11 protein-coding genes are annotated in these 11,695 nt (G+C 70.0%); 9 read left to right on the top strand and 2 right to left on the bottom strand.

From position 1 onward, the window contains the following. Nucleotides 1-40: 40 nt before the first annotated feature. Nucleotides 41-1,585, top strand: a complete 1,545-nt coding sequence (locus tag ACTJI8_RS18140; RefSeq protein ID WP_440734837.1) for a CitMHS family transporter — start codon at nucleotides 41-43, stop codon at nucleotides 1,583-1,585. Between the two features lie 18 nt (nucleotides 1,586-1,603). Here ACTJI8_RS18140 and ACTJI8_RS18135 read toward each other — a convergent pair whose 3' ends face one another. Continuing rightward, the gene (locus ACTJI8_RS18135) at nucleotides 1,604-2,533 is read right to left on the bottom strand and encodes a DUF1684 domain-containing protein (protein WP_440734836.1); all 930 of its coding nucleotides are present in this window, start codon (nucleotides 2,531-2,533) and stop codon (nucleotides 1,604-1,606) included. 226 nt (nucleotides 2,534-2,759) lie between these two features. Between ACTJI8_RS18135 and ACTJI8_RS18130 the strand changes: the two genes are divergently transcribed. Further along, nucleotides 2,760-3,347, top strand: a complete 588-nt coding sequence (locus ACTJI8_RS18130) for a flavin reductase family protein (protein ID WP_440734835.1) — start codon at nucleotides 2,760-2,762, stop codon at nucleotides 3,345-3,347. Between the two features lie 10 nt (nucleotides 3,348-3,357). Here ACTJI8_RS18130 and ACTJI8_RS18125 read toward each other — a convergent pair whose 3' ends face one another. Further along, nucleotides 3,358-4,845 carry a protein adenylyltransferase SelO gene (locus ACTJI8_RS18125; RefSeq protein WP_440734834.1) on the bottom strand — a complete coding sequence of 496 codons (1,488 nt, stop codon included), beginning with the start codon at nucleotides 4,843-4,845 and terminating at the stop codon, nucleotides 3,358-3,360. A 187-nt stretch (nucleotides 4,846-5,032) separates the two neighbouring features. Here ACTJI8_RS18125 and ACTJI8_RS18120 point away from each other — a divergent pair, with 187 nt between their 5' ends. The 7 genes from ACTJI8_RS18120 (at nucleotide 5,033) to ACTJI8_RS18090 (ending at nucleotide 11,593) form a co-directional block, all read left to right on the top strand. Then, nucleotides 5,033-5,410: a carboxymuconolactone decarboxylase family protein gene (locus ACTJI8_RS18120; protein WP_440734833.1), complete on the top strand. Its 378-nt coding sequence runs from the start codon at nucleotides 5,033-5,035 to the stop codon at nucleotides 5,408-5,410. Next, nucleotides 5,407-6,723, top strand: a complete 1,317-nt coding sequence (locus tag ACTJI8_RS18115; protein WP_440734832.1) for a M20/M25/M40 family metallo-hydrolase — start codon at nucleotides 5,407-5,409, stop codon at nucleotides 6,721-6,723. The genes ACTJI8_RS18120 and ACTJI8_RS18115 overlap by 4 nt, the downstream gene beginning before the upstream one ends. A 220-nt stretch (nucleotides 6,724-6,943) precedes the next feature. Continuing rightward, the gene (locus tag ACTJI8_RS18110; RefSeq protein ID WP_440734831.1) at nucleotides 6,944-7,984 is read left to right on the top strand and encodes an amino acid ABC transporter permease; all 1,041 of its coding nucleotides are present in this window, start codon (nucleotides 6,944-6,946) and stop codon (nucleotides 7,982-7,984) included. Then, nucleotides 7,981-8,772: an amino acid ABC transporter ATP-binding protein gene (locus ACTJI8_RS18105; protein ID WP_440734830.1), complete on the top strand. Its 792-nt coding sequence runs from the start codon at nucleotides 7,981-7,983 to the stop codon at nucleotides 8,770-8,772. Before ACTJI8_RS18110 ends, ACTJI8_RS18105 begins: the two co-directional genes overlap by 4 nt. 67 nt (nucleotides 8,773-8,839) lie before the next feature. Further along, nucleotides 8,840-9,838 carry an ABC transporter substrate-binding protein gene (locus ACTJI8_RS18100; RefSeq protein ID WP_440734829.1) on the top strand — a complete coding sequence of 333 codons (999 nt, stop codon included), beginning with the start codon at nucleotides 8,840-8,842 and terminating at the stop codon, nucleotides 9,836-9,838. 73 nt (nucleotides 9,839-9,911) lie between these two features. Next, nucleotides 9,912-11,060, top strand: coding sequence for an LLM class flavin-dependent oxidoreductase (locus ACTJI8_RS18095; RefSeq protein WP_440734828.1), 1,149 nt, complete (start codon nucleotides 9,912-9,914; stop codon nucleotides 11,058-11,060). Beyond that, nucleotides 11,057-11,593: a GNAT family N-acetyltransferase gene (locus ACTJI8_RS18090; RefSeq protein ID WP_440734827.1), complete on the top strand. Its 537-nt coding sequence runs from the start codon at nucleotides 11,057-11,059 to the stop codon at nucleotides 11,591-11,593. The genes ACTJI8_RS18095 and ACTJI8_RS18090 overlap by 4 nt, the downstream gene beginning before the upstream one ends. Nucleotides 11,594-11,695 lie beyond the last annotated feature (102 nt).

The raw sequence follows: 11,695 nt of genomic DNA, 5'->3' as shown, positions 1-11,695 counted from the left end.
TCCGTCGAAGACGACAGGCGGATGACGAAGGAGTCACCTCATGCCCACGGTTCTCACCGGTCTGCTCGCCGCAGCCGACGAAAAGCCCTCGTACGACATCGCCTTCGCGCCGCCCGAATGGGTCCTGGTGATCCTCGGCTTCGTGATGGTGCTGGTGTTCATGACGCTGATCATGACCAAACGCCTCACCCCGATGGTGGCGCTGATCCTGGTCCCCACCGTGTTCGGCCTCTTCGCCGGTGCCGGACTGGGCCTCGGCGACATGATCCTCGACGCGATCGGCAAGATGGCGCCGACGGCGGCGCTGCTGATGTTCGCGATCATGTTCTTCGGCATCATGATCGACGTCGGCCTGTTCGATCCGCTGATCCGCCTGATCACGCGCGTGCTGGGCGATGACCCGGCGAAGGTGGTCATCGGCACGGCTCTGCTCGCCGGCGCCGTGTCGCTGGACGGCGACGGATCCACGACGTTCATCATCACCACCTCGGCGATGCTGCCGATCTACCTGCGCCTGGGCATGAGCCCCGTGGTGCTGACCTGCGTGGCGGGCCTGATGAACGGCACGCTCAACATCGTGCCGTGGGGTGGCCCCACCGTGCGCGCCGCGACCGCGCTCGGTGTGCAGCCGACGGACATCTTCGTGCCGATGCTGCCCTCACTGGGTATCGGGCTGATCGTCTCCCTCGGCTTCGCCTGGATGCTCGGCCTGCAGGAGCGTCGCCGCCTCGGTGCGCTCGACGAGAGCCGCCTGACCGGCACCGCCGAGGGCGGACTGCTCGCCGCGGTGCCCGCGATCTTCCGCGGCTCCGACGCCAAGCCTGGCGCGCGCGCCTCGCTGCGGACCGGCAACATCGTCACCGTCGCCGGCGGTCATGGCGCCGTCGCCGCGGCCGGGGTGGACCCGACCGACACCGCGATGGCCGACACCATGCTCGACCCGAACAGGGCGACGCTGCGCCCGCGGCTGATCTGGTTCAACCTCGCCCTCACGGTCGCCGTCATGGTGCTGCTCATCGCCGACGTGCTGCCGCTGCCCTACGTGTTCATGGTCGGCGCCGCCCTGGCGCTCGTGGTGAACTTCCGAAAGCTCAAGGATCAGGCGTCCGAGATCGTCGCGCACGCGCCCAGCATCGTCGGCGTGGTGTCGATGGTGATCGCGGCGGGCGTGCTCGTCGGCGTGCTCACCGGCACGGGCATGGTCGACGCGATGGCGTCGTGGATCACGAATGTGCTGCCCCCGGCGCTGGGCCCGTTCCTCGCGCCGATCACCGGGATCCTGTCGATCCCGTTCACGTTCTTCATGTCGAACGATGCGTTCTACTACGGGATCCTGCCGGTGCTGTCGCAGAGTGCCGCGCACTTCGGCATCGACCCCGTCGAGATGGCCCGCGCGTCGATCACCGGCCAGCCCGTGCACCTGCAGAGCCCGCTGGTTCCGGCGATCCTGCTGCTGGTCTCGCTCGCGAGCGTGAACCTCGGCGACCACCACCGCAAGGTGCTGTGGCGCGCGCTCGTGGTCTCGCTCGTGATGCTGGCGGTCGGCCTCCTGACCGGCGCGATCCCGTTCTTCGTCGCGCAGTGACCACCCGGGTGATCGTGGTCAGCGCTCGCTGACCACGATCGGCCCGTCGGCTCCCGCGATGAGGCGCAGGCGGGGCGTCTTCTCGCCGGCGGTGATCCTCGTCCGGATCCGGTTCGACCGCGGCGCCAGCGCACACGTCGTCATGTCGCTGTACGCGCACGGGAGGTTGCTGGATCGGGTGAAGTCGATCATCGCCGTCTCGCCGTCCAAGACCGGGTCCACCACGACGTCGCGGCCCCAGACGGTCGTCTCACGGCCCGAGGTCGCATCGGTGAACGGCAGGCGCCAGCCGTTGCCGGACACGCTTTCGAAGACGGCGAGTTCGTGCCCACGCCCGCCGATGGTGAACCGCAGCGTGCCCGGAGACTGCAGGAGATGCAGGAAGTCGCCGACTGCGGCGTCGACCTCGTACGCACGCGGATCCGCGTGGAACACGGCGGGGATCACCCACGCCTCGTTCGGGCGGAACGCGGGAGTGCCTCCGAAGCTCTCCAGGAACGGACTCGGCTGCAGCCGGCTCCGCAGCACCGCATGGCCGCCGAGCCGGGCGAACTCGGCCGTGCCGCCGGCGAACTCGAGGGTGCCGTTCTCACCGGGGTCGATGCGGGCTTCGCCCGTGAGGTCGACGCCCGAGTATCGGGCGCGCTCGTCAGGATCGAGGGAGAGGAGCACGGATCCGCGAATCGCGCGGAACGATCCTGGCACCCTCGGCACGCGCTGCGGGCGCGCGCTCAGCCAGTGCAGTCCTGTGTACGCGAGAGGTCCGTGCGGATCCCGCCTGCGCTCATCGAGATCATCGTGCCAGTGCTGCCAATCCTGCGCGAAGACGTACGAGCCCAGGCTCTCGAATCCGAGGTCGTCGATCGGCGGATCGGGCGACAGCGAGGCGGAGGAGAGCCCTGCGAACGTATCGTCCGCGAGCTCTGAATACCATTCACCGGTCACCATGATCCCTCTCCGTCCGCGTCGCTGTGTCTTGTCCCTCTCACCGCGACGCTAGATCGCGGCCGTGCGCTGGGCGCCGGATGTCGTCACCCGACGTCATCCCGCGCAACAGTTCTGCACCTGACGACACAGAGGCTTCCGCGTGCCGTCGTGACGGCAGGCTGGGCGCCACGGAGCCGGCATGTGCCGCGCACCGCCGCATCGTCTCGAGCAGAAGGAGGGATCCGTCATGTCGACCCAGCAGATCGACCGGCCGCGGAGCGTGGAGAGCCACCGACTCGAGGACAGCAGCCCCGACCGGGTGGAGGCGCTCTCCGCGGAGGAGTTCAGACGCGTGTTCCGGGAGCACCCCGCGGGCGTCGCGCTGGTCACGGCCGAAGCCGGCGACGGGCCGGTCGCGCTGACCGCCACGAGCGTGTCCTCGGTCAGCGCGGAACCGCCTTTGCTCGTGTTCTCGATCTCCGATCAGTCGTCGGCGTCGACCACGATCAACAGCGCGGACACCGTGATCGTCCACCTGCTCTCCTCAGCACAGCTCGGCCTGGCGAAGCTGGGCGCCACCAGCGGCATCGACCGGTTCGCGGATCGCGCGATCTGGAGCCGCCTGGATACGGGTGAGCCCTACTTCCCCGCGGCGCGCACCTGGGTCCGCGGCCGTGTGCTGCATCGCCTGCGGGCGGGCACGTCCACGGTGGTGATCGTGCACGCGCTCGACGCCGCCCTCCCCGAGCCGTCCGAGACCGGGAACGCCGCAACGCCACTGGTCTATGTGAGCCGCACCTGGCATGCCCTGGGAGAGCCGTCCCGGATCGAGTGACGGCGGCCGGTCAGGTGCCGCAGTAGGTGAGGTGTCTCGGCGCGCCGTCCGGTGCGGGGCGGGTATAGCGGCGGTGCTGGTCTCCCGCGCGCTCGATGAAGGGTGTGCGCAGCAGGCCCAGCAGTTGCGTGAACGGCGCGATGTCGCCGTCGACCGCCGCCGCGAGCGCCTCGTCCAGGATGTGGTTGCGTGCGATGTACACGGGGTTGGCCCCGCGGATCAGTTCGTCGTCGGGGCCGAGGGCACGCCACCGGTGCAGCCACGCATCGAGCTCGGGGACGGGACCGAGGAAGCGGCCTCGGAGCGGGCGCTCATCGCCGGCCGCGGCCGCGGCGAGATCCCGCCAGAATCCGGTGAAGTCGACCGCGTGCTCGGTGAGGATCCCGAGGGCCGCGTCGGTCAGGGCATCGATCTCCGTCTGGTCCGCAGCCCGACCGATGCCGAGCTTCCGCCGGAATGCCAGGGATCTGCGAGCGTGGTAGCCGCTGTCGAAGGAGGCGCTGATGTCGGCCGCGATCCGCTCGGCGGTGGCCGCGTCGTCGTCGAGCAGCGGTGCGATCGACTCGGCCAGGCGTTCGAGATTCCACCGCATGATGGCAGGCTGCCTGTCGTAGGCGTAGCGGCCGAACTCGTCGATCGAGCTGAAACGAGCCCCGGGCTCGTAGGCGTCCAGGAACGCGCAGGGCCCGTAGTCGATGGTCTCGGCGGAGACCAGGACGTTGTCCGTGCTGAGCACGCCGTGGACGAACCCGATCCGCATCCAGTCCGCGGTGAGCGCGGCCGCTGCCTCCACGATCTCCGCGAGCAGGGCGCGGTAGGGGTGCTCCGCGCGCGCGGCCTGCGGGTAATGCCGGGCGATGACGTGGTCGGCGAGGCGCCGGAGCAAGCCGGGATCCTCGTGCGTGCCGGCGTACTCGAACGAGCCGAAGCGGACGTGGCTTGCGGCCGTGCGGGCGAGCACAGCACCGGGCAGCACCTGGCCGTCGCGTTCGCGCGGAGCGCCCGTCGACACGACCGCGAGCGCTCGGGTCGTGGGAACGCCGAGGGCGTGCATCGCCTCGCCCATGAGGTATTCGCGCAGCATCGGGCCGACCGTGGCGAAGCCGTCGACGCGCGACATCGAGGTCGGGCCGATGCCTTTGAGGTGCAGGTCGCGCAGCCGTCCCCGCCGGTCGCGTCTCTCCCCGAGCAGGGCGGCGCGGCCGTCGCCGAGGATCGGCCGGAACTCACCCCACTGGTGGCCCGCGTACACCTGGGCGACAGGGGCCGTCCCGTCGGCCCGCGACTCGCCGGTGAGGAAGCGCGCCCCGTCGTCGGACCGGAGCCAGCCGGGTTCGAGGCCGAGCTCACCGGCGATCTCCTCGTTCAGCGCGATCAGCCGCGGATCCGGCGTGCGCACGGGGGACGCAGGGCGGGAGAGCTCGGGCAGGAGCTCCGCCCAGGTCTGCTCGAGGACCGGCGGGCGACGCGCGGCGTGGGGGGCGATCGGATGCGTCATCCCACGAGTCTCCGCTCGCGCCGCGGAGCGCGGATCCCGAGCGAAATCCGGCGACATGCGGCGGAACATTCCGTCGTCGAAGACGCCGCGAGTCGCCCGATGACGGTGCGCTTCGGAAGCATCGCGCCCCCGGATTAGCGTGAGGGCGCGCCGTGCCCTCGCGCGGCCTGGACTCCGAGGAGAGCACGTGTCGGACTACTTCGATCGCACCGCAGACAAGACCTTCACCCGCGTCTACAAGCGCGAGACGCCTGACATCCTCGCCGCGTTCGCCGCGTTCGATCAGGCGGTCTTCGCCGAGGAGGGGCGCGCCATCCCGCTGAAGTTCCGCGAGCTGATCGCCCTGGCGGTGGGCATCACGACGCAGTGCGCCTATTGCATCGACGGACATGCGCAGAACGCGGTGCGCGCTGGCGCCACCGAGGCGGAGCTCGCCGAGGCCGCCTGGGTCGCGACCGCGATCCGCGCGGGAGGCGGCTACGCCCACGGCAGGCTCGCATTCAAGCTCGCCGGCGACGCGCGCGTCGAGCACGCGCACGGGCACGAGCACGCGGGCGCGCAGTGACGACTCCTTCGCCCGTCGAGGCGGAGGCCCTCGAGCTCATCCGCGACCTCATCCGCATCGACAGCGTCAACACCGGCGATGCGGCCACCATCGGCGACGGGGAGACTCGGGCGGCATTGTTCGTGAAGCAGAAGCTCGAGGAGGTCGGCTATCACGTCGACCTGGTCGAACCGCGACCCGGCCGGGCGAGTGTCGTCGCCCGGCTGGCCGGGACGGATCCGGACGCCGGGGCGCTGGTGGTGCACGCGCATCTCGACGTCGTGCCCGTCGTGGAAGCGGACTGGGCCCATCCGCCGTTCGGCGCGGAGATCCACGACGGCATCCTCTACGGACGCGGCGCCGTCGACATGAAGAACTACGCGGGGACCATCCTCGCTCTCGCCCGGGCCTACCGCAGGGAGGGCGTCGTGCCCCGCCGCGATCTCATCTTCGCGTTCTTCGCGGACGAGGAGGCAGGCGGCGTGTGGGGCGCGCGGTGGATCGTGCACAACCGGCCGGAGCTGTTCGACGGCGCCACGGAGGCGATCAGCGAGGTCGGCGGGTTCTCCATCCCGCTCACCGACGAGCGGAGGGCCTACCTGGTCGCCACGGCTGAGAAGGGCGTCACGTGGGCCACCCTCACCGCGCGCGGACACGCGGCGCACGGCTCGCGGCCGACGTCGGACAACGCGGTGGTCCGTCTGTCCCGCGCTGTCGCCGCCGTGGGGGCGCACCGCTTCCCCGTCGTGGCGACCCCCGCCCTGAAGCGCTTCCTGCAGGTGTTCGGCGAGCATCGCGGGATCCGGTTCACGGACGACGGCCTGGACGACGAGCTCGCCGGGCTCGGATTCGTCTCCTCGATCGTCACGGCCTCCGCACGCAACACGGTCTCACCGACGGTGCTCAGCGCCGGGGGCAAGACCAACGTGATCCCCGCCGAAGCCACCGCACGTCTCGATATCCGCACCCTGCCAGGGGCGGATGCCGCACTGCAGCAGGAGCTGGCGGCTCTCGTCGGCGACGACGTCGATCTCTCGTGGGGGCGCCCGGTGCCCGCGATCGAGTCGCCGATCGACTCTCCGCTGCTCGAGGTGCTTCAGGATGCGATCGCGACCGAGGATCCCGACGGCCTCGTCGTGCCCTATCTGCTGCCGGCGAGCACCGACAACAAGCACCTGGCGCAGCTCGGCATCCACGGGTACGGCTTCGTGCCGCTGCGGGTTCCGGCCGACTTCGACGTGTTCGGGGAGTTCCACGCCGCGGACGAGCGGATCCCGGTGGACGCCGTGTACTTCTCGACGCGCGTCACGGATCACATCCTCCGCAACGCCTGAACCGACCTGCCGACGGGGCGCCGATCCGACCATGGTTCGGCGCCCCGTCTCTGCGCCTGGGTGACGCCGGACATCGCTCCGTTACGCCGTATATCAGCCGGTTGCATCGGATATCAGCCGGTTGCCGCGTGTGAATCCCCGGCTGTGGAGGCAGCCGAGGGTGCTCCTACCGTGACTTTCACGCAGCACCCGCTGCGCTGAGGAACCACGAGGGAGCATCATGACCGACATCGCCGCACCGCCTCTCGGCCGCTCGGTCGACCACGAACCGAGCCGACCGGAGGATCGCACTCGGACCAGGGTCGACATCAGTGCCGTCCCCGTGGTGCACACCCGTCACTGGTGGCGCTGGACGTTCGCCGCGCTCATCCTCTTCGTCGTCGCCCAGTTCGGCTGGAGCCTCGTCACGAACAGCCGCTACGAGTGGGGGACGTTCGCCGAGTACTTCTTCTCGGGCCCCGTGCTCATCGGCATCGGGTACACGCTCGCGATCACCGCCGTCTCGGCGATCGTCGGCTTCGTGCTCGGCACGATCATCGCGCTGGGACGGCTGTCGAAGTCCCCGCTGCTCAGCTCCGCCGCGTGGGCGTACATCTGGTTCTTCCGCTCGGTGCCATTGGTCGTGCAGATCATCGTCTGGTACAACCTCGGCTACCTGTACCCGAAGCTGGGACTCGGCACGCCGTTCACCACCGACTTCTGGATCGTGGAGTTCCCCACCGTCCAGCTGGTCAGCGCGTTCGCCGCAGCCATCCTGGGCCTCGGGCTGCACCAGGCCGCATACTCGGCGGAGATCATCCGCGGAGGGCTTCTCTCCGTCGACCAGGGGCAGTCCGAGGCGGCGGCCGCCCTCGGCATTCCGGCGGGCCGGCGGCTGTTCCGGATCATCCTCCCGCAGGCGGCGCGCTCGATCGTCCCGAACGCGACGAACGAGGTCATCGGCCTCGTCAAGGGCGCGTCCGTGGTGTTCGTGATCGCGATCCCCGAACTCTTCTACGCGGTGCAGGTCATCTACAACCGCAACAGCCGGGTCATCCCCCTGCTCCTGGTCGCGGTCGTCTGGTACACGATCATCACCACGATCCTCAGCATCGCGCAGTTCTACATCGAGCGGCACTTCGCGCGCGGCTCCGCCCGGGCGCTGCCGCCCACCCCTCTGCAGCAGGCCCGGCGCTGGGTCGGTTCGCAATGGGCCCGGCTCGGCGATGATCCGACACCGGCCGGTGCCGCGATCCGCTCCACCGGAAAGGCGAGCGCATGAGCACCATCAGCGCGGAGACCGCCACCAGCGGACTCGTCGAGATCCACAACGTCCATAAGAGCTTCGGCGGGCTCGAGGTGCTTTCGGGGATCGATCTCACCGTGCAGCCCGGCGAGGTCATCGCGCTGCTCGGCCCGAGCGGCTCCGGCAAGTCGACCCTGCTGCGCACCATCAATCACCTGGAGAGCGTGGATCGCGGATCGGTCACGGTCGACGGCGAGCTGATCGGCTACGAGCTGCGCGGTGAGAAGCTCCATGAGCTGCACGAGCGGGAGATCCTGCGGCGCCGCACGCAGGTGGGGATCGTCTTCCAGCACTTCAACCTGTTCCCGCATCTCACCGCGCTGGAGAACATCGTCGAGGCGCCGATCGCTCTCAAGCGCCTGGCCGCCTCGGACGCCAGAGAGCTCGCCCTCGGCCTGCTCGATCGCGTCGGCCTCGCCGACAAGGCCGACGCCTACCCCCGGCAGCTCTCGGGAGGCCAGCAGCAGCGCGTGGCGATCGCCCGCGCACTCGCCCTGAAGCCCAAGGTGCTGCTGTTCGACGAGCCGACCAGTGCGCTGGATCCAGAGCTCGTCGGCGAGGTGCTCGAGGTCATCAGCGACCTCGCCCGGTTCGGCACCACGCTCATCATCGTCACCCACGAGATCGGCTTCGCCCGCCAGGTCGCCGACCGCGTCGTCTTCCTCGACCACGGGACCGTGATCGAGGAAGGACGTCCCGCCGACGTCCTGGACCACCCGAAGCATCCGCGAACCCGAGAGTTCCTGGCCAAGGTCCTGAACTGATCCGCACGACCCGAACGCGGCACGGCCGCATCATCGCAAGGCCCCTCACCACAAGGAGAAACACAGCATGGCACTCAGCAAGAAGCAGGGCGCGGTGGTCGGCATCGCCGCCGTCGCGGTCGCGGCGATCGTCGCCGTCGGCGCCGTCGTCGCCCTCAACCAGCCGGCGGCGGCGACCGCTGCCGACAGCACACCGCAGCCCACGAAGAGCGCGGCGAAGGTCTCGGCCGACGACGTGAAGTGGGTCGAGGGCGCCGTCGTTCCGAAGGCCGTCGAGGCTCTCAAGAAGAGCGGCTTCCACCCCGTCGAGCCGGGCAAGCTCACCGTCGCCGTGGGCGCCTTCGTGCCGCCGCTCAGCTACGTCCCGGACGGCAAGACCCTGCCCGCCGGCACCGAGCCGAACATCGGCAGCCTGATCGCGCAGGGACTCGGCCTAACCTACAACCCCGTGGTGGTCGCCTGGGCCGATTGGCCGCTCGGAATCCAGTCCGGCAAGTACGACCTGATCACCTCGAACGTGACGGTCACCGAGGCGCGCAAGGAGCTCTTCGACTTCGCCAGCTACCGTCAGGATCTGCTCGGCTTCTACGTGAAGTCCGACAGCACGATCTCCAAGATCCAGAAGGCCGCGGACATCTCCGGCCTGAAGATCGTCGTCGGATCCGGCACCAACCAGGAGCAGGTGCTCCTGAAGTGGAACGAGGAGCTCAAGACCGCGGGCAAGGCACCGGCCGACCTGCAGTACTACGACGACAACGCGGCCGCGACCCTCGCGCTGCAGTCGGGCCGCGTCGATGCCACCTTCGGCCCGAACGCCTCCTCCGCGTGGGCGGCCAGGGAGACCGGCGCCACCAAGCTCGTGGGCATCGTCCCGGGCGGGTGGCCGCAGGCGGCCGCGATCGCGGCAGGCACCGCGAAGGGCAACGGACTCATCGAGCCCGTCAACATCGTGCTCAACGAGCTCATCGCGAACGGGAAGTACGCCCAGGTGCTCAAGGGGTGGGGGCTCGACTCGGAGGGGGTCACGACCTCGGAGATCAACCCGCCGGGGCTGCCCAAGTCCTGAATCCGAGGTGCGGGCCGGCGGCAGACGCCGGCCCGCACCTTTCCGTGTATCCGCACCCGAGAAAGACGAACACATGACCAACCGTGCACCGCTCAGCATCCTCGAGCTCTCCCCGTTCGGCGAAGGGTCGACCGCGGGCCAGGGCCTCCGTGACACGATCGCGCTCGCGCAGACCGCGGAACGACTCGGCTACCACCGCTTCTGGCTCGCCGAGCACCACCTGAACCCCGGCGTCGCCGGCGCCGCCCCGCACGTGCTGCTCGCGGCCATCGCCGCGGCGACCGAGCGCATCAGGATCGGCACCGCCGCGACCATCATCGGCAACTACGCGGCCCTCCAGGTGGTGGAGGCCGCGGGCGTCGTGGCCGCCCTCCACCCCGGGCGCTTCGACCTCGGCATCGGCCGATCCGGATCCACATCGCGCCCCTCGGCGCCGAGCGCATCGGCCCCTGCGGAGGCCCGCATCGTCGACGGCCTGCTGCTTCCGGCCGCCAAGCCGTTCGCCTTCGACTCCGCCCGGTTCGCCGCGCAGGCGCGCCTGCTGCGCCGCACCGCGGGCGACGCCGATCGGTTCGAACAGGACGTGCACGACATCCTCGCCCTCATCGCGGGCACCTACCTCGCGCCGGAGGGCGTGCCGATCCATGCGACACCGGCCGAGGGACAGGACATCCAGGTGTGGCTGCACGGCAGCACCGCGGGCATCAGCGCAGAGCTCGCCGGGCGCCTCGGGCTGCCGTTCGGCGCCAACTTCCACGTCGCGGGCAGCTTCGTGCTCGACGCCGTGCAGGCCTATCGGCGCGCGTTCCGGCCCGGTGCCATCGCCGAGCCGCGCGTGATCGTCTCGGCCGACGTGCTCGTCGCGGACACGGCGGCCGACGCGGAGCGCATCGGCCGCGGGTACGCCGAATGGGTGCACAGCATCCGCGCGGGCCAGGGCGCGATCGCCTACCCACACCCCGACGATGCGCTCGTGGCGCCGTACCCCGCAGATCTTCTCGACGTGGTCGGCGACCGTCTGGACACGCGCTTCGTCGGCGACGCGGAGACCGTCGTGGAACGTCTCGACACCCTCCAGCGGGTGACGGGCGCCGACGAGCTGCTGCTCACCACGATCACGCACGACCCCGAGGATCGCGCGCGCTCATTCGCGCTGCTCGCCGACGCATGGGGATTCGAGAGCAGCGCACCCCGGGTCCTCGAGACGGCGCGCGGGCGATGAGCCCGACAGCGACGGCGCTCGCCATCCGGCTCGCCGCGCCCGAAGAGTACGGAATCGTCGGGCGCCTCACCGAGGACGCCTACGTCACGAGCTATTCCGAGCTGTCGGCCGCATACCTCCAGTCGCTGCGCGACGTGGCCGCGCGTGCGGCGCTGGGAGACATATGGGTCGCGCTGGAGGCGGATGTGATCGTCGGCAGTGTCTGGGTCCCGCGCCCCGGTGCGCATCTGTCGGAGGTGGCGCGCGACGGCGAACTCGATTTCCGCCAGCTCGCCGTCGCACCGACGGCCCGGGGACGCGGCGTCGGGGAGGCCCTCACCCGGCATGTCATCGCCCTCGCCGCCGAGCGGCGGGCCGAACGAGTGGTCATGAACAGCGGACCCGAGATGACGGGTGCGCACGCCCTCTACGCGAAGCTCGGCTTCCGCAGGCTGTACGAACGCGAGCAGAGCGTCGAGGTCGAGCCAGGGGTGTTCCTCGAGCTTCTGGCGTTCGGTCTGGAAATCGCGCCGACGGAGACCTCCAACGCATGACGTAGCCTGCGGAGAGCACTGTCGACGCGGCACCCAAGACTCAGCGCCGAGGTCGGGTACTCAGAGCGATGGGTCCGAAAGTATTGGGGTCGTTGAGCGAGG

The organism is Microbacterium sp. 22303 (assembly GCF_052045265.1).
Classification (GTDB): Bacteria; Actinomycetota; Actinomycetes; order Actinomycetales; family Microbacteriaceae; genus Microbacterium.
This window is presented reverse-complemented; position numbering and strand designations above follow the sequence as displayed.